General features: G+C 56.8%; 27 protein-coding genes and 1 pseudogene. 26 read left to right on the forward strand and 2 right to left on the reverse strand.

All coding sequences use genetic code 11. The features are described from left to right. Position 1 precedes the first annotated feature (1 nt). From ACFFT4_RS20675 to ACFFT4_RS20725, 11 genes are all read left to right on the forward strand, one after another. Positions 2–895: a carbohydrate ABC transporter permease gene (locus ACFFT4_RS20675; RefSeq protein ID WP_378050717.1), complete on the forward strand. Its 894-nt coding sequence runs from the start codon at positions 2–4 to the stop codon at positions 893–895. Between the two features lie 12 nt (positions 896–907). Further along, positions 908–1,774, forward strand: a complete 867-nt coding sequence (locus ACFFT4_RS20680; protein WP_378050718.1) for a carbohydrate ABC transporter permease — start codon at positions 908–910, stop codon at positions 1,772–1,774. Positions 1,775–1,794: 20 nt separating this feature from the next. Next, positions 1,795–3,156 (forward strand): sulfatase family protein, encoded by a 1,362-nt coding sequence (locus ACFFT4_RS20685; protein ID WP_378050719.1) that lies wholly within the window; start codon positions 1,795–1,797, stop codon positions 3,154–3,156. A gap of 171 nt (positions 3,157–3,327) precedes the next feature. Continuing rightward, positions 3,328–4,374 (forward strand): LacI family DNA-binding transcriptional regulator, encoded by a 1,047-nt coding sequence (locus ACFFT4_RS20690; RefSeq protein ID WP_378050720.1) that lies wholly within the window; start codon positions 3,328–3,330, stop codon positions 4,372–4,374. A gap of 220 nt (positions 4,375–4,594) precedes the next feature. Next, positions 4,595–5,899, forward strand: coding sequence for an alpha-galactosidase (melA, locus tag ACFFT4_RS20695; protein ID WP_378050721.1), 1,305 nt, complete (start codon positions 4,595–4,597; stop codon positions 5,897–5,899). A gap of 56 nt (positions 5,900–5,955) precedes the next feature. Further along, a complete protein-coding gene (locus ACFFT4_RS20700) occupies positions 5,956–7,254 on the forward strand; it encodes an ABC transporter substrate-binding protein (protein WP_378050722.1) in 1,299 nt (432 codons plus the stop codon). Positions 7,255–7,313: 59 nt separating this feature from the next. Continuing rightward, positions 7,314–8,198, forward strand: coding sequence for a carbohydrate ABC transporter permease (locus ACFFT4_RS20705; protein WP_378050723.1), 885 nt, complete (start codon positions 7,314–7,316; stop codon positions 8,196–8,198). Between the two features lie 10 nt (positions 8,199–8,208). Continuing rightward, on the forward strand, positions 8,209–9,036 hold the full coding sequence (locus ACFFT4_RS20710; protein WP_378050724.1) for a carbohydrate ABC transporter permease: 828 nt from the start codon (positions 8,209–8,211) through the stop codon (positions 9,034–9,036). A gap of 41 nt (positions 9,037–9,077) precedes the next feature. Then, complete coding sequence (locus ACFFT4_RS20715) at positions 9,078–10,298, forward strand: MFS transporter (RefSeq protein ID WP_378050725.1); 1,221 nt, start codon at positions 9,078–9,080, stop codon at positions 10,296–10,298. A gap of 1 nt (position 10,299) precedes the next feature. Further along, positions 10,300–11,235, forward strand: coding sequence for a carbohydrate kinase family protein (locus ACFFT4_RS20720; protein WP_378050726.1), 936 nt, complete (start codon positions 10,300–10,302; stop codon positions 11,233–11,235). Between the two features lie 346 nt (positions 11,236–11,581). Further along, positions 11,582–13,126, forward strand: coding sequence for a choice-of-anchor Q domain-containing protein (locus ACFFT4_RS20725; RefSeq protein WP_378050727.1), 1,545 nt, complete (start codon positions 11,582–11,584; stop codon positions 13,124–13,126). Between the two features lie 218 nt (positions 13,127–13,344). Here ACFFT4_RS20725 and ACFFT4_RS20730 read toward each other — a convergent pair whose 3' ends face one another. Further along, a complete protein-coding gene (locus tag ACFFT4_RS20730; protein ID WP_378050728.1) occupies positions 13,345–13,896 on the reverse strand; it encodes an ImmA/IrrE family metallo-endopeptidase in 552 nt (183 codons plus the stop codon). Positions 13,897–13,976: 80 nt separating this feature from the next. Then, a complete protein-coding gene (locus tag ACFFT4_RS20735) occupies positions 13,977–14,375 on the reverse strand; it encodes a helix-turn-helix domain-containing protein (RefSeq protein ID WP_378050729.1) in 399 nt (132 codons plus the stop codon). A 258-nt stretch (positions 14,376–14,633) separates the two neighbouring features. Here ACFFT4_RS20735 and ACFFT4_RS20740 point away from each other — a divergent pair, with 258 nt between their 5' ends. From ACFFT4_RS20740 to ACFFT4_RS20810, 15 genes and pseudogenes are all read left to right on the forward strand, one after another. Next, complete coding sequence (locus ACFFT4_RS20740; protein WP_378050730.1) at positions 14,634–15,200, forward strand: sigma factor-like helix-turn-helix DNA-binding protein; 567 nt, start codon at positions 14,634–14,636, stop codon at positions 15,198–15,200. 108 nt (positions 15,201–15,308) lie between these two features. After that, on the forward strand, positions 15,309–16,154 hold the full coding sequence (locus ACFFT4_RS20745; RefSeq protein WP_378050731.1) for a hypothetical protein: 846 nt from the start codon (positions 15,309–15,311) through the stop codon (positions 16,152–16,154). Positions 16,155–16,168: 14 nt separating this feature from the next. After that, complete coding sequence (locus ACFFT4_RS20750; protein ID WP_378050732.1) at positions 16,169–16,354, forward strand: YqzN/YkzM domain-containing protein; 186 nt, start codon at positions 16,169–16,171, stop codon at positions 16,352–16,354. 1 nt (position 16,355) lies between these two features. Then, the gene (locus ACFFT4_RS20755) at positions 16,356–17,804 is read left to right on the forward strand and encodes a phage tail sheath family protein (RefSeq protein WP_378050733.1); all 1,449 of its coding nucleotides are present in this window, start codon (positions 16,356–16,358) and stop codon (positions 17,802–17,804) included. A 15-nt stretch (positions 17,805–17,819) separates the two neighbouring features. Further along, positions 17,820–18,227 (forward strand): phage tail tube protein, encoded by a 408-nt coding sequence (locus ACFFT4_RS20760; RefSeq protein ID WP_378050734.1) that lies wholly within the window; start codon positions 17,820–17,822, stop codon positions 18,225–18,227. 19 nt (positions 18,228–18,246) lie between these two features. Next, a complete protein-coding gene (locus tag ACFFT4_RS20765) occupies positions 18,247–18,651 on the forward strand; it encodes a phage tail assembly chaperone (protein ID WP_378050735.1) in 405 nt (134 codons plus the stop codon). 23 nt (positions 18,652–18,674) lie between these two features. Beyond that, positions 18,675–18,821: a hypothetical protein gene (locus ACFFT4_RS20770; RefSeq protein WP_378050736.1), complete on the forward strand. Its 147-nt coding sequence runs from the start codon at positions 18,675–18,677 to the stop codon at positions 18,819–18,821. A 1-nt stretch (position 18,822) separates the two neighbouring features. After that, positions 18,823–20,289 carry a glycine zipper domain-containing protein gene (locus ACFFT4_RS20775; RefSeq protein ID WP_378050737.1) on the forward strand — a complete coding sequence of 489 codons (1,467 nt, stop codon included), beginning with the start codon at positions 18,823–18,825 and terminating at the stop codon, positions 20,287–20,289. A 33-nt stretch (positions 20,290–20,322) separates the two neighbouring features. Next, on the forward strand, positions 20,323–20,940 hold the full coding sequence (locus tag ACFFT4_RS20780; protein ID WP_378050738.1) for a LysM peptidoglycan-binding domain-containing protein: 618 nt from the start codon (positions 20,323–20,325) through the stop codon (positions 20,938–20,940). Next, positions 20,937–21,902 (forward strand): XkdQ/YqbQ family protein, encoded by a 966-nt coding sequence (locus ACFFT4_RS20785; protein ID WP_378050739.1) that lies wholly within the window; start codon positions 20,937–20,939, stop codon positions 21,900–21,902. Before ACFFT4_RS20780 ends, ACFFT4_RS20785 begins: the two co-directional genes overlap by 4 nt. Continuing rightward, entirely contained in the window at positions 21,895–22,314 is a 420-nt protein-coding gene (locus ACFFT4_RS20790; RefSeq protein WP_378050740.1) for a hypothetical protein, read from the forward strand. The genes ACFFT4_RS20785 and ACFFT4_RS20790 overlap by 8 nt, the downstream gene beginning before the upstream one ends. Then, on the forward strand, positions 22,307–22,756 hold the full coding sequence (locus tag ACFFT4_RS20795; protein WP_378050741.1) for a DUF2634 domain-containing protein: 450 nt from the start codon (positions 22,307–22,309) through the stop codon (positions 22,754–22,756). Before ACFFT4_RS20790 ends, ACFFT4_RS20795 begins: the two co-directional genes overlap by 8 nt. Further along, positions 22,756–23,868 (forward strand): baseplate J/gp47 family protein, encoded by a 1,113-nt coding sequence (locus tag ACFFT4_RS20800; RefSeq protein ID WP_378050742.1) that lies wholly within the window; start codon positions 22,756–22,758, stop codon positions 23,866–23,868. Before ACFFT4_RS20795 ends, ACFFT4_RS20800 begins: the two co-directional genes overlap by 1 nt. Positions 23,869–23,875: 7 nt before the next feature. Further along, positions 23,876–24,430, forward strand: coding sequence for a YmfQ family protein (locus ACFFT4_RS20805; protein WP_378050861.1), 555 nt, complete (start codon positions 23,876–23,878; stop codon positions 24,428–24,430). Then, a pseudogene (locus ACFFT4_RS20810) lies at positions 24,430–25,254 on the forward strand (hypothetical protein); the annotation flags it as partial. The gene ACFFT4_RS20805 and the pseudogene ACFFT4_RS20810, both read left to right, overlap by 1 nt.

Raw genomic sequence — 25,254 nt, forward strand, 5'->3', positions numbered from 1 at the left:
TATGCGATACTTGCGCAGCAAAAACGTGTTTACGGACCGCTCGGGTTATCTGTTCATTCTGCCCTTTTACGCTCTGTTCGCTTACTTTCTGCTGATCCCGATCGCGGAGGTGATCTATTACAGCTTCACGGATTTTAATCTGTTCTCGGGAAGCAAGCTGGTCGGATTGCGCAATTTCGATGACATGCTGCAGGATCAGGTGTTCTGGAAGGCGATGAGGAATACGGCCGTCTATTTCTCGTTCACTTTGATTCCGACGATGGCGCTCGGTCTTCTCACCGCCGTGCTGCTCAATACGACTCTGATCAAGACCTCCTGGGCGCGGGCGCTTGTGTTCATGCCGCATATCGTCTCTATGGTTTCGGTATCCATGGTATGGATGTGGCTGTATGATCCGACCTACGGGCTGTTTAACCGCGTACTGAGCGCGCTGGGCTTTAACCCCGTGCAATGGCTGCTGGATCCCCGGACGGCGCTGCCCTCGGTCATCGCGATGAGCATCTGGAAAGGGATCGGCTATAACATGATTATTTTCCTGGCCGGATTGCAGGGGATTCCGAAGGATTATTACGAGGCGGCCGAGGTCGACGGCGCCGGCCGGTTCAGGCAGTTCGCGAACATTACCGTTCCGCTGCTCGCTCCGGCGACCTTCTTCCTGTTCGTGACGGGAGTCATTAACTCCTTTAACGTCTTCGAGCAGATCAACGTCATGACCTCCGGCGGCCCGGTCAACTCGACGACGACGATGGTGCATCAGATCTATTTGCGGGCGTTCACGGAGTTCAAGATGGGCTATGCTTCCGCGCAATCGGTCGCTCTGCTGTGCGGAGTCGTATTGATCACCGCGCTGAACTACCGGTTCGGAGGCTCGAGGAAAAAGTATGGGGAAGATTAAGGGGGGACTGCGTTGAAGCGGCCGTTGTACCGTAAAATGCTGCTGTGTGCCGCGATCGCGCTCGTGTCCGCGACGGTCGCGCTGCCGTTCGCGCTGATGCTCCTGAGCTCGTTCAAAACGATGGCGGAGATCCAGTCTCCCGTGTTCCGGATATTGCCGCAATCCTTCTCGCTCAGCAACTACTCGGAGGCGATGCGGCAGGGGGATTGGGGGCGCTATTTCACCAATTCGCTAGTCGTTACGCTAATCACCGTGAGTCTGGGTCTGGTGATCATGTCGATGGCGGGTTACGCGTTCGCCCGATTAAACTTCAAAGGCCGCGACCTGCTGTTCTTCTTTTCGCTTATCGGGCTCATGATTCCGGAGCAAGTCATTCTGGTCCCGGTATTTCTGAAAATCAAGCAATTTCCGTTGTTCGGGGGCAACGACCTGTGGGGGGAAGGCGGGATCGGCCTGCTCAATTCCTATCTCGGCCTCATCGTGCCGCAGATTGCCCATCCCTTCGGCGTATTTTTGTTCCGGCAATTTTTCCTGCAGTTTCCCAAGGCGCTGGACGAGGCGGCGAAGATCGACGGCTGCTCCCGCCTGCGGGCCTTGCTTCGAATCTACGTGCCCGCCAGCTTGCCGGTGTTCGCCACCGTCGCGCTGCTCAAGTCCATCGGTTCATGGAACCAGTACACCTGGCCGCTTGTCATTACCAACGACAACAGCATGAGAACCGTGCAGCTGGCGCTTAGCATTTTCAAGACGGAATATTCGGTGCAATGGAATTACATTTTGTCGGCCACCGCCTTGATTGCGCTTCCGGTGCTGCTGTTGTTCTTCGCGCTGCAAAAATACTATGTCAGGGGAATCGTGACCTCGGGCGTAAAAGGGTAACGGGAGAGGAGAAGAACGCAATGAGCGTCAAATCCGCAACGAACGATCGTCCGAACGTCATCTGGGTATTCGGGGATCAGCATCGCGCCCAGGCTCTGGGCTGCAACGGGGACGGGAACGTCCATACGCCGAATATCGACAATCTCGCGGCCGGGGGCGTTCACTTCAACCGCGCGTTGTCCGGCTTTCCGCTCTGCTGCCCGACAAGAGGGTCGCTCATGACCGGACGTTATCCGCATCATTGCGTGCCCGGACACGAGCATCGGCTTCCGGAGGAGCAGCCTACGATTGCCCACGTGCTCAACGACGAAGGGTATGAGACGGCTTATTTCGGCAAATGGCATTTGGACGGCTTTCGCGAGAATCAGGGGCGCGCGGCGTACCACATCGTGCCGCCGGAACGGCGCGGCGGGTTCCGGCATTGGATCGGCTACGAGAACAACAACAGTCCGTGGGACTGCTGGGTGCATGGCGGAGCGGGAGAGGATGCTTTCCACTATCGGCTGCCGGGCTTTGAGACCGACGAACTGACAAATTTGTTTGTCGAGTATATCCGCGAGCGCGGCGAGGAGAAGAAGTCGGGGGCCGGTCGGCCGTTCTTCGCGGTTTTATCGGCGCAGGCGCCGCACAATCCGTATATGGCGCCCGAAGTCTTCCGCGGGAAGCACACTTCCGGGAGCGTGGAGCTGCGTCCGAACGTGCCGCCGATTGCGCGGGTTCGCGAGGAAGCCCGGACGAATCTGGCCGGCTACTATGCGATGATCGAAAATTTGGACTGGAATTTGGGGCGGATCCGGGAAGCGCTGAGCGCCGCCGATCTGGATCTGGATACGCATGTCGTCTTCTTCAGTGACCATGGAGACATGCACGGCAGCCACGGCCAATTCCATAAAACCAGTCCCTGGGAGGAGGCGATCCGCGTCCCCTTCGTCATTGGTGGAGAACGGCCCTTTTACGGCCGAACGACCGGCGTATCCCGGGCGCTGCTCAATCATGTGGACGTTGCGCCGACGACGCTGGGCCTGTGCGGAGTCGCCGTTCCGGAATGGATGGAGGGCACGGATTATTCCTCGCATCGCCTGCCGGACAGAGCCGGGAACGGAGCGGAGGAGCCGGATTCCGCGTATTTGCAGTCGGTTGTCCCGACCGGCCACGGGCACAGTGTGGACAAACCGTGGCGGGGAATCGTCACGAACGACGGCTGGAAGTATGTGTGCTTCGAAGGCGTGTCGTGGCTGATGTTCGATCTGAACGAGGACCCGTACGAGCTGGCGAATATGGCTCATAACAGCTTGTATGCCGGCAAGAGGGCCGAGCTGCTCGGCAAGCTGAAGGCGTGGATCGAACGGACCGGAGATTCGTTTGCCCTGCCGGAGCAATAAGCATCGGGACCGTCCCCATTATGAACTGCCTCCAAAAAGTTAGACGTTCTCTAACGATTTGGGAGGCGGTTCTTCACAAGGGGGACGGTTTTTCTGTTTGACAGATGCGGCCTGTTTTCGCTATGATGAAGAGGTTCGATTTGGGCCCAAAATTCACGAGGCGGTGAAACGATGGCTACTCTAAAGGATATAGCGGAAAAGGTGGGCGTCTCGATATCGACCGTATCCCGGGTGCTGAACAACGACGACAGCAAGATCGTTAACGCCGCGACGAAGGAAAGGATACTGGCGGCCGCCAAGGAGCTCGGATACCGTACGAGCGGATGGTCCAGGCGTTCGGTCGGCAGCGGCGGCGCCAAGCCGGTCCCGTCCAAGCGCGCCGGCTGCATCATCTCGCTTCCGCAGGAGAACTATTCGTATCCGTACTTTTCGCAGGTGTTGAAGGGAATAGAGAAAGGCTTGACCGACAGAGGATACGGTCTGGCTTTCATTCATACGAGGGACGAGCTGCGGGACCCTTCCGTGCAGCAGCAGATCATCCAGGACAGCCATATCGACGGGGCGGTCATTATCGAAGGGATCGACCCGCCGATCTACGAGGCGTTGAAGAAGCATATTCCGACTATCGTCGGCGTCGACGTGAACGATCCGACCGTGCCGACGGTTTCTTACGATCGGGTATCCGCCTCGCAGGCGGCGGTGCGGCATTTGATCGGGCAGGGCCACCGGAAAATCGGCTTCATCGGCGGTCTGGGGCTGTCCGGGGACATGTCGCGCGAGAAGCGGTTCCGCGGCTACCGCTACGCCCTGCTGGAGGCCGGAATCCAGCCCGAGGAGAAGTGGATTCTGAACGCCGACTGGCAGATCGAGACGAGCTTCGAATTGATCAGCCGGCTGGCGAAGGAGCCGCTGTCCGAGCTGCCGACCGCTTTCTTCGCAGCCAGCGACGTCATGGCCATCGCCGCCATGCGCGCCGTGACGGAGGCCGGTCTGCGCGTGCCGGAGGACATCGCTTTCTTCGGGGTGGACAATATCGATATTTCGCAATATACGTCCCCGCCGCTATCGACGATCCATGTGCCCAAATTCGAGATCGGACTGACGGCCGCCTATTTGCTGTCCGATTATTTGGACGGGCGGTTAAGCTTTCCGATCAAGGCGCTGCTTCCTTATGAATTGGTTCTCAGAGGTTCCACGAAAGGGGTCCCGTTCAGGTAAATTCCGTCCCTTCCGGGGCCGGAGCCGCTGCCGGGGCTAGACCCGGAATAAAGCGAAGGCGATCAAGCTGTTTTCCCGATTGGTCGGGGGAATGGCTTTTTTTGTGTTGACAGTTTTGCCCCAAAGGAATTAAGATGGGTTTAGAAAACTTTGGGCGAAAATTATCGGGGTTTTAGGGGATTTTTTGGGCCCAAAGAAAGAAGCGAAGAGGAGCCGGTATATGAACAAAGTGACGATTATAGGCGCAGGCAGCAGCTTCACCAAGGATATCGTCGTGGATATGATCAACATTCCGAACCTGGGCGACGAGGTGACGATCGGCCTGATCGACCTGGACCCGGTGCGGCTGGACCTGGCGAGACAGCTCGTGCGGAAGGTCGTGTCCCTCGCCGGGAAGAACTGGAGCATCGTCGCTTCCACGGATCGCAAGGAGGTGCTGCCGGGCTCGAACTTCGTCGTTAATCAGATCGAGGTTCACGGGCTTCAAACCGTCAAGTACGAATACGAGATTCCGCTCAAGTACGGGGTGAAGCAGTGCATCGGCGATACGCTGGGACCCGGGGGACTGTTCAAAACGTTGAGAACGCTTCCGGCCTGGCTGGAAATCGTCCGCGATATCGAAGCCTATTGTCCGGAATGCGTCATTCTGAACTATACGAATCCGATGTCCGCGGTGACGCTGGCGACCGTCAAGACGACAGAGATTCCCGTTGTCGGCTTGTGCCATTCGATCCAGAACACGTCCTCGCAGCTTGCGAAATATTTGGGCGTTCCCTACGGGGAGCTGAAGTGGAAGGCCGGGGGCATCAACCATATGTCCTGGTTCGTGGAGTTGACGCGAAACGGGCAGGATCAGTATCCCGAGCTCAAGGAGAGAATGAAAAATCCCGAGCTGCTGAGGAAGGACCCGGTCAGGCTGGACGCGATGAAATACTTGGGCGCGTTCGTCTCCGAATCGAGCGGCCATTTCTCGGAGTACATTCCGTACTACCGGAAAAGGGAGGACCTGCTCGAGCGGCATTGCGGAGTCGGCTACAACGGAGGGACCGGATTTTACGCCAACAATTGGCCGATCTGGAGACGGGAGAACGACGAGCAGGTACTGCGCCGCATCTCCGGAGAGGAAGAGATCAGTTTCGAATCGTCCAACGAATACGCGGCCGTCATTATGGACGCCATGATCAATAATACGCCTAAAGTCATCTACGGCAATGTCGCCAACACCGGATTGATCGACAATCTGTCGAACGAAGGGGTCGTCGAGGTCGCCTGCCTGATCGATCGCAACGGGATTCACCCGACGCATTTCGGACGGCTGCCGGAGCACTTGGCCGCCTTGTGCAGAAGCAATATGGCCTTTTTCGACCTGGCGGTAACCGCCGTGCTGAATCGCGACAAAGAGGCTGCGATGCACGCGCTGATGATCGATCCGCTTACGTCCGCGGTCTGCTCTCTGGAGGAAATCCAGGCGATGTTCGAGGAATTGTACGAAGCGGAGAAGCCGTTCATTGGGGAGCTGCGCTAACCGCAGCGGATAAGGCTTTGCAGAAACTATCAACCATTAATCGGGGGGAACGTTTCATGAAAAAGACAATGGCATCGATCCTGGCGCTTCTGCTGATGGCAAGCTTCGCGCTTGCAGGCTGTTCTGACAAGGGGAACCATTCCGGGAGCAACAACGGACAAAGCGACGACAAGCCGGTCAAGCTCGTCTGGTGGGTCCATGAGAACCCGTCCTTCGTCGAAGCGAACAAAAAGCTGATCGAGGATTACAAGAAAGTAAAGCCCAACGTAACAGTCGATCTGCAAGTGTTCCCGTACGATGCGTTCGTGCAAAAAATCCGCGTGTCGATGAACACGAAGAACCCGCCGGATATCGTGCAAATGTTCGGCACCTGGGTGCGGGAGTACGCCAAGAACGGCTTGCTGGAGCCTGCGGCGAACGGGGCCGAGCTTGAGGCGGAGGTCTACCCGGCCGCGATCGGCGGCTTCCAATACGACGGCAAGGTGTACGGCGTTCCCCACGAATTCAACATCGAGAACGCAGCGGCTCTGCGTTATCCGCAGATGTTCAAGGAGGCGGGCATCGACAAGGACCCGTCCACCTGGGCGGAGCTGCTGGAGGACGCCAAGAAATTGACCCGGCGCAGCGGAGACAAAATTACCGTTCGGGGGCTGGACATCACCTCCAACGACAGCATCGTTTTCTATTTCCTCGCGTTTATTCAGCAGCAGGGAGCCGACTTCTGGAACGACGATCAAACGCAGGTCAACTTCTCGACTCCGGAAGCCGCCAAGGCGATGCAGGAGCTGGTCGACCTGGTCAAGGTGCACAAGGTAACCGATCTGACCAAGCTGGGAACGCCGGATGAGCCCTATATGATCTTCTTCAAGGGGCAGTCGGCGATCACGACGGCGGGACCTTGGACGATCGCCGAAGGGATCAACACGTTTAACGTCGAGAACTTCGATTACATGCCGATCCCATCCTTCACCGACCAACCTGCCGTATTCAGCTCCGAGTCGGGCTGGGGCGAGGTCGTATCCAAGCAAAGCCCGAACAGCCAGGCCGCCTGGGAGTTCGTTCAATTCATGATGGAGGAGGAGAACGCGCTGGCCTGGAACTTGCACACCTCTTCCATCCCGGCGAACAAGCACGTAGCCGAAGATCCGAAGTATCTGGAGAGCGCCCCGCTCGTGAAGGCTGCCGTGGAAGCTCTTCCGAACGGACGCTGGATCGGACCGCTGGCCGACCGGGATTATTTCTTCCAGGTGATCATCGATGTGTACGCCGAGATCGTTCACGACAAGACGAGCGTGCAGGACGGTCTGAAGAAGGCGGAGACGGACATCAACAAGATGCTTCAGGCCAAGCAGTAATCGATGAGGCGGAACCGGGGACCTTCGGGTCTCCGTTCCCGATTGGAGGCGGTTCATAGATGTCGAAGCAGCAAGTGTCCGAGCGCAGATTTATCATGCTGTCGCTGGCGCCGATCGTGCTTTTGTTTCTGGTGTTTTCCATCCTGCCGATCGTAATCGGCACGGTGCTGATGTTTTTCGATTATTCTCCTTTATCCTCTTCGGTTCCGTTCGCGGGCTTGAAGCATATTAAGGAGCTGTTTGCCGACGACCTGTTTTTCAAGTCGCTGCGCGTCACCTTCGTTTTCGTCCTGGTGGCGATTCCGGTGAATATCGCCGTCACGCTGATGATTGCGGCCGGCATTAACAAAATTCGCGGCGGCTTCTGGAAAAACAGCTTCCGCACGATGTTCTTCCTCCCGGCGATCGCGCCGTTGGCCGGCTCGGCCGTCATCTGGACGACAATGTTCAACGCGGACAGCGGAGTCGTGAATATGGCGTTTAATCTGGTCGGCCTGGACTCGATCAACTGGCTGACCGATCCGTCCACCGCTTTGCTGTCGATTGTCATCATGACGCTTTGGGCCGACGTCGGCTACAATATCGTGCTGTTCATGGCGGGGCTCGACTCCATTCCGGAGTCGCTCTACGAAGCGGCCGAGCTGGACGGGGCCTCGCCGTGGCACGTTTTCTGGAACATTACGCTGCCCATGCTCAGCCGCACGATGCTGTTTGTTTTCATCATGACGAGCATCTCTTATTTTCAGATGTTCCCCCAATTCCAGATTATGACCAAGGGCGGACCTCTGCATGAAACCTACGTTTTGGCGCTGAACATTTACGACCAGGCTTTTACGTACATGAATATGAGCTACGCGTCCGCGATGGCTTTCGTCATGCTGCTGATCATTCTCGTTCTGACCCTGATCCAGATGCGGATCGGCCGATCCCAATGGGAGCATTAAGGAGGGCGACATGCGGAGGAAAAAACGAAGTTTATCGTATATGCTGCTGTTTACGGTGTTGTTGATCGGGTCTCTGCTGATGTTCGTGCCGTATTTATGGATGGTGCTGACTTCATTCAAGAGCAATTCGGAAATATTGACCGCGTCCAATCATCTGCTTCCGCGCGAGCCGACGCTATCCGGGTACAAAAAAGTGCTGGGAGAGGTGCCGTTCTTCCGCTGGTTCGTCAACAGTCTGTCGACGTCGGCCATCGTTACGGTCACCGCGATGTTTACGAGCGCGTTGGCCGGCTATATTTTCGCCAAGTTTCGTTTTCGCGGCAAACGCGTGCTGTTCGTCGTCATTCTGGCGACGATGATGGTGCCTTTTCAAATCGTGATGGTTCCGACCTACGTCATTATTTCCAAGCTGAATCTGGTCAACGATCTGTCGGCGATCGTCATTCCTTACCTGGTCAGCGCGTTCGGCATCTTCCTGGCCAAGCAGTTTATCGAAGCGATTCCGAGCGAGCTGATCGAAGCGGCCAGAATAGACGGAGCCTCCGAGTTCAAGACGTTCCGGTCGCTTGTCCTGCCGCAGATCAGGCCGGCGCTCTCGGCGCTCGCGATCTTCTCGTTCATGGCCGCGTGGAACAACTATTTGTGGCCGCTGATTATTTTGAACGAAGAGTCGAAAATGACCGTTCCGCTGGCGCTCGTATTCTTCAACGGACAGAACGTGGTCAACTACAACGTCGTCATGTCGGCCGCGGTGCTGATCATGATTCCGGTCATCATTATCTTCCTGATCTTCCAGAAGCAATTCATCAAAGGACTGACGATGACCGGCTTTAAATGAGCGCGGTCGCAGATCGTCCGCGTTCCGGGGGAGCCTGACGCATGGAAACTCGCAAGGACCGCATGCCGCGCGACGCGGTCTTGACCTTGGCGATGCACGGGCTGTTCATTTTCGGCAGCTCCGTGTCCTTGACCTTCTTCAATATTTATTTTTTGCGGCTGAGCGAATCGTTCTCGCTGAATCTCGTCTATAACGCGCTGTTCTACGTGCTGACGCCCATTGGCTTCTGGATAGGAGGCGGCGTCGCCAAAAGATTCGACCGGCTGCATACGCTGCGGATCAGCTTAATGCTTCATATGACGTTTTTCGCGCTTGTGCTGGTTCTGGGCGAGAGAATCGTCGGCGTATACGGCGCGATCGCGCTCTGTCAAGGGCTGGCCGTCGGCTTCTACTGGGCCGGAATTCTGGTGCTGCTGTACGATGTTTCGGCCAAGCTGAACCGGGTTCGCTACGTGGGGATTAGCACGGTGACTTTGACGGGAGCCGGATTGATCGGTCCGCTCGCGGGAGGTTGGCTGATCGGCGGAGGCTTGAGCCTGGGCGGTTACTTGTATGCCTTCGGGCTGACGCTGGCGGTATTCGCGGGCGTGTTCCTGATCTCGTTGTTCATCGGCAAGCAGCCGTCCCGCAGGAGACGTTACATGCTTGGCCTGACTCTGCCGATGGCGCGGCGGAATCCGCTGTGGACGAGGCTGCTCGCACTCTGGTTCTGCACCGGTTTTCTGGAGGGGCTTACGCTATTTATTCCGGCGCTGCTGCTCTACGAGGTGTTCGAGCGCGAAAATATCGTCAGCGTCGCGCTTGCCGCGAGCTCGCTCGTCTCGGTCGCCTCCAGCCTGTATATGTCGCGCAGAGGCAGGCTGGAGCGCGCGTCCGTCTACATGCGCGTATGCTCGTTCGGCATCGTGCTGGGCGCGCTGCTCCTGTCCGGGGGAATGGGGACGGCGCAGACGATCGTATTTTTGCTTGTGGTCGCCTGCTTGAATCCCGTCTATCACAATACGTTTATTTCCCGATTTTTTACCGAGACGGACAAGCTTCCGCTGAAGGGGGCCTTTCGGATCGAATCCGTCGTCCTGTACGAAACTCTGCTGAACTTCGGCCGGGCCGTCCCGCTGATCGTGCTGCTGCCGCTGGCCGATTCGCTGCGGGCGGACGCGCTCTGGATCGCGTTCGCCGGCGCGGGAACGCTGCAGGGAATCGCGGTGTGGATCGCGTTTCGCAAGGAGAAGCATTTCGTCAAGCCAGAGGGAGGGCAATGAAATGAGCAAGGTCGTATATATTGTCGGGGAGCTGAACCCCGATGTCATTTTATCGGGACCGGACGTGAAGCCGGAGCCGAACAAGGAGAAGCTGATCGAGCGGTACGAGCTGACGCTTGGCTCCTCGTCGGCGATTACCGCCTGCGTATTGGCCAGATTGGGTGTGGAGGTCAGGTTCGTCTCGGTCGCGGGCAACGACGAATACGGCCGATTCTGCCTGGAGCAGTTGAAGCGGTACGGCGTCAACGCGGATCGCGTGTCTCTGACCGACCGGGAGAAGACCGGCGTCACCTTCTCGCTCTCCACCCCGTCCGACCGTTCGCTGCTCACTTATATGGGCACGATTCCGCTCATGGAGCCGAGCCTGATCCCGTTGGGCGATATCGCCCGCGAGGCGGACCATGTTCATTTCGGCTCCTTTTTCCTGCAGGAGGGTATGAAGCCGCATTGGCTGGAGCTGTTCCGGCAAGCTCGCGAGAAGGGCGTGACGACCAGCTTCGATACCGGCTACGATCCTCATGAGCGTTGGGATCGCGAGCTCATCGAGCCGCTGCTGGCCTGCACCGATTATTTCGTGCCAAGCGAGACGGAGGCCGAGCATATTTTCGGCACCTCCGATCCTGCCGAACTGGCCGGCCGTCTTCCCGCGAAACGCGGGCTTGTCGCCTTGAAGCGAGGAAGCAGGGGGGCGTCCTTGCTGGGGCCTGGCGGAGAGTGGACCCATGTCGATGCATTCCGCGTCGATCCAATCGATACGACCGGAGCGGGAGACTCCTTTAACGCCGGATTTCTCTATGCGATTCTGCAAGGCGCGTCTCCCGAGGCGAGCCTTCGCTACGCGTCGGCCTGCGGCGCAATGGCGACGCTTCGGGTCGGAGGCGTCAAGGGAGCGCCGACGGCGGACGAGGTGCGGGAGTTTATGGCTCGGCGGATATAAGCGGCGAACGAATGAACGTGGCGATCGAGAGTCGCGATGCGTCGAGATATCGGGGATACGATCGAGGCAAAGCGACAAGACAGTGGGGCCAATAGGCGTGACAGTTGGGCCGGAAGCGCGTTGCGGCACAGTGCCGGGAAACGCGGGGGCCAATTCGGAAAGGAGGTGAGGCCGACCGTCAGAACAGTCGGGAGACGCGCTGCGGCGCGATGCCGGAGCAGCGTGCGAGCAATTGGGAAAGGGAGTGAGGCGGCCAACGAAACCATCGGTTATACATCGGCTTGAATGACATCATGCCTGGAGTAAGCCGGATTTAAAAAATGAGAGAATGGGAGATGAATGAGGAATGAAAAAGTGGATAGTTCTGTTTGCAGCCGTGTTGGCGGTGCTGGGAATTTCTTCGGCTGCCGCCCCGGAAGGGCGCTCGTATGCGGCAGGCACGGATTATTACGTATCGACGACCGGCAGCGACAGCAACGCGGGGACGAGTACGGCGACCGCCTGGAAAACGCTGCAGAAGGCGGCCAATACGGTTCCCGCAGGCAGTACGGTGCATGTCATGGGCGGCGTCTATAATCAAAAGCTGAAAATTACGCGCTCCGGCTCGGCCGCGGCCGGACCGATTACCTTCCAAAATTACGCGTCGCAGTCGCCGATTATAGACGGAACCGGCCTGAGCGTAGCTTCGGAGGACAGCCTGATCGAGATCGAGGATGCCAGCTATATCGTCGTTAAAGGCTTCGAGATCCGCAATCTGCAGACGAGCACGAGAAACCGAGTCCCGATGGGCATCTTCATTCATGGCGCGGGAAGCCATATCGAGATTCGCGACAATAAAATCCACGATATCAAAAATACGGCGACGCTCACCTCCAGCCTGTCCGGGCGGGATGCGCACGGGATCGCCGTGTACGGCACGAAGGCTCCGGCTTCCCTAAACAATTTGATCATAGACGGGAACGAGCTGTACAACCTGGTGCTGGGCTCCAGCGAATCTCTTGTCGTGAACGGCAATGTGGATACGTTCGACATTACGAACAATCTGGTTCACGACAACGACAACATCGGCATCGATCTGATCGGCTTCGAGGGAACGGCGCCTTCTACGGCGTACGATCAAGCGCGCAACGGGACGGTTCGGGGGAATACGGTCTACAACATTACTTCCGTCAACAATCCGTCCTACGGGCGCACGCTTCCGAACGGCTCGTACGGCGCGGACGGAATCTACGTCGACGGGGGCAAGAACAGTCTTATTGAAGGGAACTACAGCTACAACAACGATATCGGCATTGAAATCGCCAGCGAGCATGCCGGCAAATCGACCAGCGGAATTACAATCCGCAACAATTTCGTCTACAATAACAGCTACACCGGCATTGCCATGGGCGGTTACGATACCGGCCGCGGTTCTACCGAAAACTGCGTTATCGTGGGCAATACGCTGTACAAGAACGACACGAAGGGCTTAAACGGCGGCCAGCTGCTTATTCAGTACGATACGAAAAACAATGTCGTGAAAAACAATATTATGGTGGCCAGCTCCAGCAATTATCTGTTCTTCAACGACTATACGCTCAACAGCGGCAACGTCGTCGATTACAATCTGTACGACGCTCCCGGCGGCTCCACCGGGGCCAAATGGAGATGGAAGGGCGTCACCTACACCGGGTTCTCCTCGTACAAGACGGCCAGCGGCAACGATGCCAACTCTTTGTTCGCCAATCCGGGACTGGTAAACGCGGCCGCGGGAGATTTGCATTTGACCTCTACCTCGCCGGCCATTAACGCGGGCGTGATCGATCTGTCCATTATCGGGACGACCGATATCGACGGCGATCCGCGGGTGCAGGGCGCGAGCGTGGACATCGGCGCCGACGAACGTTCGTAATCCAAGCGGCAAAGGCGGTGCGCTTCCCGTTGCGGGAGCGCGCCGTTTTCCTGTTCTAGGGCGTGTATGCATACTCCGAGGACAGCAGATGTTGCCGAATTTTCGTTCCATGCAAGGAACTTTTGTGAAGGCGTACCGGGGGTACGTCAAGCAAAAGTGACGAAGCAGGGGGCGAAAAGGCGGTGATAGATGCCTCTGAGCGGGTTTGCGTACACGCCCTAGCAGGATGAGCTTCGAACGGAGGAGCGCAGCTGATCCTCCGCTTCCCGCCGGATCAGTTCCTCCCACATGATCGTCGCCAGCGTCCGTCTCTGGAGCTGCTCCAGCCTTTTGCCGGCCAGCTCCAGCGTGACTCCGAAGTGCGAGGCGATCGTCTCGACGGCCTCGTCGATTCTCGCCGGGAGCTTGATTTGACGAAGCATGTAAAACGGAATAGCCGCATACAGCACGAACCGGTTGGCCTCCGCCTCCTGTCCTTCGCAGAACAGCTGGGGCATAACGGTCTGGTTGCCCGCATGCCGCAGGACGTGGCAGAGCTCGTGCAGGAAATCCTCCCACTGTGCCTCCTTGTCGAGGCGCCGATCCACCAGGATCGACCGCAGGCCCATATAGTCGAGCGCCCGGCTCGAATCGTTCATGAAATGAACCCATACGTCAAGCCGCGAGGCGACCTCCTCGACGTTTAACTGGGAAGGCTCGGCAATCCCCGATTTGATCCACAAATGCTCGACCCACTGCTCGAAAGGCGTCGTTCGATAATAATTGTACATGGCGTAATCCTCAGCTTTTTTACGAATGTATGTTCGTATTTATGGTGAAAAGAAAAGCCCGTACGGGCTGTCGGCCGTTCTTATTTTTGCCGGTCTCCGGGCTTGCGGCCCTTCTCCTTCTCCATGATGAACTCCCAGAAGCGCCTCATTTCTTCCTTGCGCTCCTCCGGCGCGTTCAAATAATCCTTGAAAAAAACGCCGTGCTCCGGGTTGTTGATAAATTCCTCGAACGCCGGATATTCCCCGATGCCGGGACTGCCGGTCGTATCCATTACGGGGCTGTCGGTGCGCCCAAGCAAATAATCGGTCGTCGTGCGATAAAATTCCGCGAAGCGCGCCAGCATGTCCGGGTCCGGCTTGCGGTCATCCGATTCGTAGCGGGAGAGCTGAACGTTGCTGATGCCGAGTCCTCTGGCCGCTTCCAGCTGGGTCTTCCCCAGCTTCTCCCGACGCTCCCGAAGACGATTGCCAAGTGTCATCCCGATCTTCCTTCTGTTGTTAAGATAAATTCAGTATAACATAATTTCCAAAATGGTAAACAGAAGGTTTTGCCAAAATGGCAAAATAATGATTGACATTGCCCAGTTGGCAAATTATGATGAGTCTATCTCCAAAAAGAGAACGTATGTTTCCATTTTATAATTTGGGGAGCGAGAGAGAAAACAATTCTTAAAGCAGGGGATTTTTTTATCTTTATAGTTTGCCAAATTGGCAAAATTAAAAGGAGTGATTCCATGATGAGCAATCGCATTACGAATCTGGGAGCCGCAACGTTGGAGAGCTATGTCGAAACGAGACGCAATCTGCTTCGCCAAGCGGACGAGCTGACCGTTCGCATTAAGCGAATGGAGCCGGTGCGCACGATGGACGAGCTGAACGCGCTGCTCGATTTGGATCGGGATCGCCGTTTGGTGATGGAAATGGTTGCGAGCTGCTCCTATGTGATCGAATGGCTGGAGACGGGGAGAAGGCCCGGCAATCGGCGGGGCATCGAACGCAGAGCGGGCTATCAGCGCGAGGTGCCGACCGATCCGGCCAGCTTGCCTTCCGCTTCGTTGTGGGAGGAGGCGGCTGAACCGGATCGTCCAACCGACGAGGCCGGCCGATTTCGCCTCGATGCCGCCCTCCGCGGACTGACCGAGCGCGAGCGAAGCTGCTACACGCTGGCCCACGGCGAATGCTTCTCCTTCACGGAGATCGCCGCCATGCTGAACATCAGCAAATCCAGCGTCGGCACCTACATCGTCCGCGCCCAGCGCAAGGTCGACGGCAACGTCGGCAGCCCCCATTTTCTCGTCGGATAGAAGGCTTGTCGTACGATTGCCACTTAGGGGTGAGAGGAACATTTTGAAAGACCAGGAGGTTGAAAACATGGCCATGATCTCATCTTTCCACAGCCGTGAGGTGCTCCCATGAGAGCCGGCATTCGAGAGAGGCTGAGTCAGCAAATCTCATCCATCGGCGGGTGCATCTACGAGGCCCACGAATCGGCGCCGACCTTGGACAAGCCTTACATTCTTCTCATCCAAGGAACGGAGTCGACGGATACCGAATGGACGGGAATCACGACTTTGTTCGAATGCTGGCCCAGCGTATCGCAGCAATCCGATTTTTCCGAAGTGGACGAGCTCTCCGACCTGATCGTGGAGGCGCTGGACGGACAAGCTCTCGTCGATCCCGATTCGCTGATCGAGTTCACTTGCCGTTACGAAGGCACAGTCGGCTCCGACAAAGCCGATGCCGATCGGGACGTCATTACGAGGGGGCTTCGTTTCTCCGTAATGGGGATTCGAACGGCTCAGGAGACGGTGCAGGACGACTGGCTGGACGCGATTTGCGAATGGACGCTGGATACGCTGGGAGATCCCGATTGGCAGGCCTACAGCGGCAGGTGGCCGACGGATTACATTCGTCCTTCCGTGCTCTGGAGATGGGAAGGGATCGAAACGGCAGCGGGCGCCAGAGCTTCTACGATCGAAGTCCGCAAGAAGGCAATCGGGCACGTGATTGGACGAACGGTGAACGAGCAGACGATGACGACCGCGGCGCTTGCGCAAAGCTTGAGCGAGGCCGTGAAAATTCCGCTCAGCCTGCCGGATCGCCGATACTTGACCGTGCTTACGCCGAACGTCGATCTGGCGCGGGACGCCATGACTGAAGGGCAAATCCTTGTCACCTTCTCGCGTAAAATCGAGCGCAATGCCGAGCAAGGCCCGCTGATGCGGGAAGTAAATTTTCAACCGAATCCAAATTCATGAACGAGGTGTTACGGATGGCAAACAGGAAAAGCCCCGAGGCGGTCTATTCTCGGGACGAACTCATTCATCACGCGCCCCAGCTGTTCCAGGTCAGACCTGAAGCCGCAGCCGGCGCGCTGAACTCCGCAGGCAAAAACGAATTTACCGTCGACGAAGCGAGACGCTTGGTCGGCCAATTTCTGAAAGGGAAGGTGCTGTAAGATGGCTGGAGGAACTTGGAGCACGACGGACAAACCGGTATTGCCGGGATTTTATATGACTTTTCAAGCTGCCGCGGCAGCTGCGATTCAACCGGGAGCGAGGGGAACGGCAGTCGTTCCGGTAAGAGCGCACTGGGGCCCGGTTAACGGGTTTGTGGAAATCGCGAGCGAAGCCGAAGCGGCGAAGGAATTTTCTCGGTCGGAGGCGGACGGAGCAACCGCATACCGCACGATCCGATTGGCTCTGCTCGGCGGAGCGAAGAAGGTGATTGCCTACCGGCTTGCGGCAAGCGGCGCGGCCGCTTCCGAGCTGACTTTGGCGGATACGGCAGGAACTCCGGCAGACGTGCTGAAGCTGACGGCGAAGCACCCGGGCGCAAGGGGCAACGACTTCAAGGTGACGGTTCAAGCCAATGCGGTCGATGCGGAGAAAAAAGATCTGAAGCTGTTTGAAGGAACGACGCTTCTGCGGACGTTTACGTTCGATGGCGATTCGATTCAAGCGGCGGCGGACGCCGTTAACGGCGATTCCGGCAATCTGTGGATCGCGGCCGAGAAGCTGGCCGAAGGCAGCGGCACGCTGGCCAATGTATCCGGCGCTTCTCTGAGCGGCGGGGACTCCGGCATTTCCGGCCTGACCAATGCGGACTATCTGGACGCGCTGGCCGCTTTCGAGACGCAGGACTTTAACGTGGTTGCTTTGGACGGCGTGTCCGACGCCTCTCTTCACGCCAGCGTATCGGCTTGGGTTAGCCGCCTGCGCAACGAAGGCAAAGGCATTGTTGCGGTTCTTGGCGGCACGGCTGCGGACGATACGGCGGCGGACGCGGTTGCGAAGGCGATCGCCCGCAGCGCTTCGCTGAATCACGAAGGCATCGTAAATGTCGGTACGGGCGCCAAGCTGGGCGACGCGGTTTACAGCTCCGCTCAAGTCGCCGCCTATGTCGCCGGCCTGATTGCCGGCCAGGGCTTGAGCCAATCCGTTACCTATGCGCCGTCTCCGTTCGAGGACGTGACTCGCCGCTGGACGCGGGCCGAGCAGGAGCAAGCTGTTCGCGGAGGCGTCTTCCTGCTTGTTCACGACGGTCGTCTCGTTAAAGCGCTTCGGGGAATCAACAGCCTCGTCACGCTGCGCGAAGGCCAGAACAATCCATGGAAGAAAATCCGCACGATCCGCGTGATGGACAGCATCAACTCCGATCTGCAGCGGACGGCCGAGGATTCCTACATCGGCAAAGTGAACAACTCCGAGGAAGGCCGCTTGGCTCTGATCAGCGCCTGCAAGCAATACATGCAGTCGCTCGCCCAAGCGGGCGTTATCGAAACCGAAGGCTACGACGTATATGTCGATCCGGAATTTACGCCGGAGCCGGACCAGGTTTTCCTGAAATGGGAAGCTCGTCTGACAGACGTTATGGAACAAATTTTCAGCACGTTTATCGTGCGATAAGGGGGAACGAGGAACATGATGGATCCGACAAGAGCGATTCTGGGTACGTACGGTCAAGTGTTTATCGACGGGGTGTGGCAGACGAACATCAACAAGCTGGAGGCCTCCGTCGAGGTGGAGAAGCGCGAGCTGAAGCTGGCGGGGCAGGACTGGACCGTTCACAAGCTCGGCACGAAGAAGGGCACGGGCACGATGAGCGGCTACAAGGTGACCAGCGATATGATCAGCCGCGGCTTTGCGAAGTTTAATATCATCAACAAGCTGTCCGATCCGGAGGCCTACGGCTTCGAGCGCATCGAGCTGCTTAATTGCGTGCCCGATAAAATCCAGTTGGCCAACTGGACGGCCGGCGAAGAAGTCGCGGAGGAGACGGCGTTCACCTTTGAGGGATACCGTCTGCTCGATCCGATCGTAGCAGGTTAAGAAGGGGAGGAACGAAAACATGTCTTTCGATCAATTGACCGATGAACAGATTTTGCAGCGGCTGCTTGGCGCGGATACGCTGCCCGAGCGCACCGTCCGCCTGGAACGGCTGGACATCCCGGTAAAGCTGCGCGGCCTGACCGGCAAGCAGGTATTCAGTATTCGCGAACGCTGCACGGAGCGCAAGGAGAAGCGGGGGCAGACGATCGAGCGCTTGGACGAGGAATTGTTCAACGTCTCGCTGATCGCCGCTTCTACCGTCTCCCCGAACTGGGGGAATCCTCAACTGCTGACCAAATATTCGGCCAGCGGAGCGGAAGAAGTGATCAAGCGCATTTTGCTGGCGGGGGAAATGTCTGCGCTTGGCGACGTGGTGCTTGACCTGTCCGGCTTTAACACGGAGCTGGAAGACGTAAAAAACTGATCCGATCCGGGGCGCTCGCCGGCATGATTCATGCGCTGTGGGTACGCCACCACCTGCGCCCCGGACAGTTCTGGAACCTGCCTCGCGGCGAGCAGCTGTTCCTGATGGCGAGTATGGAGTTGGAATGGGAAACGGAGAGAACGATGTCGGCGAAGGAAGGAGGGGGATGAGATGGCGGGCGAGGAAATTGAAATTATTATTAACGCCAATGGAGTCGCCAGAACGGAGCAGGTGTTCAAGTCCGTAGACAAGTACCTGGAGAGAATTCACAGACGGGTGGACAAGCTTGGACGCATGAGGGTATACCCGATGGCTCGTTTGAACGACCGGGTAACTCCTCAGATCGAGAAAATCAACCGACTGTTAAATCGGTTAACCGGACAAATTCGTCGGGTTACGATTGTGCCCGTTATTAGGTTTGAAGCGTTGACGAAACTATCCGCCGAGCTGGAAACGGCCTTCAAACCGAGTTTGGAGGTCAAGGTCAAAGCGAATATCAGCGAGGCTCTCAAGGTCGTCGCCACTCTGAAGGCCAAGCTGTCGGAGAGTCTCAAGCTCAAGGTAGTATTGCGGCTGAGGGCATCGCTTACGGTGTTTGTGAAACGCATTATTAAGGAAAAAAGAGATACGGTCAGGAATGGTCCTCCCGGCAAGGACAAAAGTTGTCCTCCGAATACGGGGAAATGCAAGTGTCCTCCGGGCAAAGGCAAAGGGACGGGAGTCGGTCCCGGCAAGGGCAAGTGCCTGCCCGATAAGGGCAAATCGGGACCATCCGGAGGTAGTCGCGGCGGAAAAGGCGGGCTCTTCCCTTGTCCACCTTGCCCTGATAAAGGCGGGCGCCGTCAGCGTCCTGCCAAGGATACGCGCAGAAAAATGCCGCTTTCGGAGCAGGAACCGACCAAAGGCGGAATGCGGACAGGCAAACCCGGCGGAACCAAAACCGGAGGAATGAAAACCTCTACCTTGCCAGGCACTCCAAAGCCTAAGGGACTGCTCGGAAAAGTAACCGAGGGGGCGCGCGGATTGCTTGGAGGCAAAGCGGCGTCTGGTCTTGGCAAAGCGACCAAGATAGCAGGCAAGGCGATTAAGCCGCTTGGATTTATTACCGATGCGGTAGACATTCTGGGCGCCAAGCCGGGAGAAGAACGCAATAAAGCGATTCGAAGCGCGGCCGGAGGCTGGGCCGGCGCGGCTGCCGGCGCCGCTACTGGCGCGGCTATTGGCTCTATTATTCCCGGAGTCGGCACTGCAATCGGAGGTTTGGTCGGCGGAGCGATCGGTGGGCTTGGGGGCAGTGCGATTGCCGAAAATATCGGAAGCATCGGCAAATCCATTGGAGACTTCGGCAAGAAAATGACGGGCTTGTTCTCCTGGGGGAAAAAGAAGAAGAAGGAAGAAGAGGACCCTGCGGCCTTGCCGGCTCCGGAAATGCCCGGTACGTCAACGCATCTGATGCCTGTTCCTTCGACTGTCGGAGGACCTTCTTCCGTTTCTCCCGGACCCCTTAACGTGAATTTACCGGTTGGAGCCGTTCAGCTTACAGTCCAGGGCATGGATCTGAACTATGAAGAACTATCGGCAATGATCGGCAGCAAAGTCGCGGATTCCATAAGGCAAGCGATGGAGAATAGAGCCTGATCAGCAGAACGAAATGAGAGAAGGTGATCCCGGTTGGACTTTATCATTAGGGACCCCGCTGCAAAGGACGACTTCCGGTTTCCTGTAAATCCCGAAGAAGTTCTTATCCGACGGGAGAAGCAGTACGAGACGGCATCGATTTTGTCGCTCGGCGAAATCGATCTCATTCAGGGGGAGAGGGTTAAGGAGATTTCCTTCTCCTCTTTTTTTCCCAAAGAGTACGATCCGATGTACTGCCGCTTTACGGATATTCCCGAGCCTCAAACGGCGATGAATCGATTAACCGCTTTTCTGATGAACAGACAGCCGATCCGGTTGATCATTACCGGAACGATTATTAACACGCTCGCCTACGTTTCCATGCACGACTCTACATTAAAAGGCGGGGAACGCGACGACATTTATTTCGACATTACGTTTCGAACCTACCGGGGAATTAAAGTCGGTAAAGCGCATAAGACAACGGACAGACCCGATACGAAGCCCGTACCCAAAGTGTATACGGTGAAGCCGGGCGACACGTTGACGGCAATTGCCAAGAGGGAACTGGGAAACAGTTCGAAATGGCGCGACATCTATAACGTCAACACGCAAGTGATCGGGCGCGATCCCAACCTGATTAGACCCGGGCAAAAGCTGGTGATGCCATGAGTTACGAGGTTATCTACGCCAACCAGTACGATTTGACCCAATTGATAGAGGAATTGTCTCTTGGGGAATCACTCGATGAAATCGCCTACTGTGCCAACATGAAGCTGGTCGTGACCCCGGACATGCCATTGATTTCTCCGGGCCAAGAAATTCGCGTCTCCGGCATTCCCTTCGGAAGCACCAAGAAGGAAGTTCTGCTGAACCCGGGTGTCGTATGGGAATGTCACAGCTCGAACCTGGGCCGCAAGCATCTCAGCGTCACGGCTTACGAGAAGACGATCTATCTCGCCAAGTCCGATGACGAGCGACTTATGCCGGCAGGACAGACCGCGACTGAAAGGATTAAGCAATACGCCAAGGAGTGGGGAATTCCCGTAGGCAACATAGCCGATACCCGCATCAAGCTTGCCAAAAACATCAAGCGCACGCAGACGATTCTCTCGATGATTATGGAAGACTTGAAGGAAACGGCGGACAAGGGCGGGGCGATGTACAGGACGAGGATGACCGAGCAGGGGCTTGAGTTAGTCGAAATCGGCAGCAATCCGGTCATCTGGGAGCTGACCGCGATCGAGGAGATGACCCAGAATCGGACGCTCGAAGGAGCAATTACTCAGGTCAAGGTGATCGGTCCGCAGGAGAGCGAGAATTGGGTGTCCAAGACGCTTGTTCTGGAGAAAAAGGACACCGAGAAGTACGGTACGCTGCAAAAGCTCATTATGGACAATAAGGTCGAAACGGTGGAGCAGGCAAAAAAGGTTGCGGCCAAAACGCTGCTTGGGCTGCAGGAAACCGTGTCGCTCACAGCGCTGGACATCAATACAATTCGCGCCGGGGACCGGGTGCGTCTGGATGAATGGGAGCTGATCGTCACGAAGGTGCGTCATCAGCTCGGCAATCCGGGACGCATGGAGCTTGAGTTGGCAGCGGAAAGCAAAGTCAGGAGGGATTTCGGTGGCTGATCCATTTAAAAGCCTGGCCGCGACGCTCGAGAATCGGTTTTCCGGCATTGCGGCCAAGTCGTTATCGGGAGTGCCTTCGGAGCTTGGCACGATCACGGGATCGGGCGTTAAGCTGGATTCCTTCAAATATGAAATTCCGGATTATTACGTGGCTGAATGGGTGACCGAGCTGGAACTGCCCGCTTTCTCTCTGATTGGCACGATGGTTGCTCCGGTGGATGAGGCGGGTAATCCGATAGGGGGCGGCACCCCCTCTCAGCAAACTCGTTTTGATTTTAATGAGACGAAAATAGGCGAGGTTCGGCTGAACTGGTCTGCCGGGATCAAGCCCGGAGACCGCGTGCTGGCCGTTCCGGTGAACGGCGGCAAGGATGCCGTCATCGTCTGCAAGGTGGTGAGCTCGAATGGCTAATTTATTTCCGACTGAATTGCCGGCGGAGGAGCCGGAGGAATTGGTAGAACCCGGCGTTTTTTTCGGACGGAGCTGGCGTTTCGATTTCGAAGCGGGCGAGTTCGTAACGACGCCAACCGGAAAGGTGGGCGTCACAGAGGGTAAGGACGCATGGGTCGAATGGTGCAAGAAAGCGCTGCTGACCGAACGGTATCGTCATCTCGTCTACTCTCGCGATTACGGCCAGGAATTCGAAGAGTTGATTCGTTCCGGGCTGCCTTGTTCCGCGATCGAGATGGAGATCCAGAGAATCGCGACCGAAACGCTGATGAGCGATCCCCGTACCGCAAGCGTTGAAGATTTTACTTACGAGTGGTCCGGAGAGAGCTGCCGGTTCAGCTGCGTTGTTTCCAACGTTCGCGACGAAACGGCGGAAATTCAAGGAATGGCGGTGAATGTGTAATGGCGGCGTTACCGGAATTTTTGCAGGATCAGAAGGAAGAGGTCATTTTATCGAGAATGCTGGAGCGCGTGCCGGCCGATCTCGACAAATCGGAAGGTTCATATATTTGGGACTCTTTATCCCCCTCAGCATATCAATTGTATCGCGCTTCCGAATGGGCACGCGAGGTGCTGGAACGGGGGTTTGCGCAGACCACGTTCGGCCCGTATTTGAGAATGCGGTGCGAGGAGCACGGCGTGCTGCCCAGGCCTGCCGTTGCAGCAACCGGAACTGTTGTAATGACCGGGAATGCTGGAGCGACCGTTCCGCTTGGTTCCAGAGTGGCGACTCCGGCCGATGAAATGACGGAGACTTCGTCGATTGAGTACGAAACGACGGAGGAAGCGGTCCTGGACAGCCAAGGCACGGCGGTCATTCCGATTCGAGCGGTCGAGCCAGGCAGTCGCGGCAACGTTCCGATCGGTGCAGTCAGCTTGTTGGCCCAGCCAATCGCTGGCGTAACGGGAATTACAAATACGGCGGCGATTACCGGGGGAGCGGACGAGGAGTCCGATGAATCTTTGCTCGCTCGGTATCTGTTGAAGGTGCGTCAGCCGGGAACTAGCGGCAACCGAGCGGACTATCAGCAATGGGCATTGGAGACGCCGGGAGTAAGCAGGGTTCAGGTCGACCCGCTGTGGGACGGTCCGGGAACGGTCCGGATTTATGTGCTGGATGACACCAAGAGAGCCCCCAGCCAGACGATCGTAGATGCGGTGCAGCAGCATATTTCTCCCGCCGCCGGGCAAGGAGAAGGCAAAGCTCCGATCGGCGCCGCGGTAACGGTAGAGGCGGCGGTCGAAGTGCCGCTTAATATAGAGGCGAAGCTGACGCTGGCTAGCGGATCGACCTTGGAGCAGGCTCGGGAAGATTTCGAAGCGGGATTGGCCGACTATTTGGAGCAGCTTGCTTTTGTCGATTCGCTCGTGCGTTATAACCGAATTTCGGCAATTTTGCTGGATATTCCGCGAATCGTTGATTTTGAAAATTTGAAAGTGAACGACGGCATCGATAATATCGATTTGTCGCTCGGCGAAGTCGCGGTAATCGGGACGGTGAGCCTAATTGAGTAACTATGCGATGACAAGCGTCCGGGGGAAGGAGATGATGTCCTTTCTCCCGGACTATTATGCCACTTCGAGAGTTATGAGCGCCAATATGGAGGCTCAAGGCAAGGAGCTTGACGCCTTGTGGCGGGCGCTTGACGGCACGCTTGAGCAATATTTTGTCTCGACGGCGACTTGGGGATTGGAGCATTGGGAAGGCGAGCTAGGCATTGCGGTCGATACTTCCAAGCCCATTGGGCAAAGACGAAGCGTCATCCTGTCCAAGCTGCGCGGTATCGGTACGGTCACGATCAGCCTCATCAAATCGGTCGCCGAAGCCTACGACGGCGGAACAGTCGACGTGACGCTTCATCCGGAAGCCTACACGTTCACGGTGAAGTTCGTGGATACGCGGGGCATCCCGCCGAACTTGGACGATCTCAAGGCCGTCATCGAAGAAATCAAACCGGCCCATCTCGCTGTGGAATATGCCTTCACTTACACGCAGTGGAGCGAATTGAAACAAAAGACATGGGGCGAACTCAGTACCTTCACCTGGGGTGAAGTGATGACAAGGAGCTGGAGCTAATGGCGGAAGTTACACCGAATATAGGGTTGAAGAAACCGCTGGAAAGCGAATTTGTCAGCATCCATACCTTGAATGAAAATATGGATAAAGTCGACCAGTCGCTTGGCGCAGTGAACGACCTTCCTACGTCTGCGGCCAATGTGGCCGATGCGATCTCGGAAGTATACGATCACTTGGCGGACAAGTCTCCCCATCAGTTGACTCTGACACAAGGTGTCCAAGTCGTCCAAGGCGGGGATGTCCCGGCGATCCTGCATCCGACCATGCAGGGGCGGACTCTTGTTAATTTGTTGGGGCGGGATGGGAATTGTGAAAATACGAGTCGGTGGTCAGCAGAATTAGTATCACTTGCAATAGACACAACCAATGTCGCCTATGGCACAAGCGCTATTAAAATGACTCACACCTCTACTGGTGGGTATATGTATCGAGTAACTCAGTTGGCAGCCGGTAAGTATTATCTCCTAGCAGGAACATTAAAAAATGTAAATATGCTTAATGGATTGGCGGTGCGATTTGTTGCGATTGGAGATCAGAATTTTTACGGAAACTACATTACAGGCACCGATAAGTTCGAAATCAGCTATGCAACAGTCGCTCCAGCGGCCTATGACGGGTCCAGCGGTATTCGCATCGGCATAGGCGCAATGGTTGCGTCCAGTGGTCAGTACGGATACGCCGATGGAATCCGCCTATACGAGATTACAGCCGCCGAAAAGACGTACATCGACGGTTTGACGACCGCCGAGGCCCAGGCGTACATTGCCGCCAATTACCCCTACGTAGACGACATGAAGCACGTCAATGCCGTCTATATCGAGAAT

Origin of the sequence: Cohnella cellulosilytica, from assembly GCF_042431195.1 — a bacterium.
Lineage (GTDB): Bacteria > Bacillota > Bacilli > Paenibacillales > Paenibacillaceae > Cohnella > Cohnella cellulosilytica.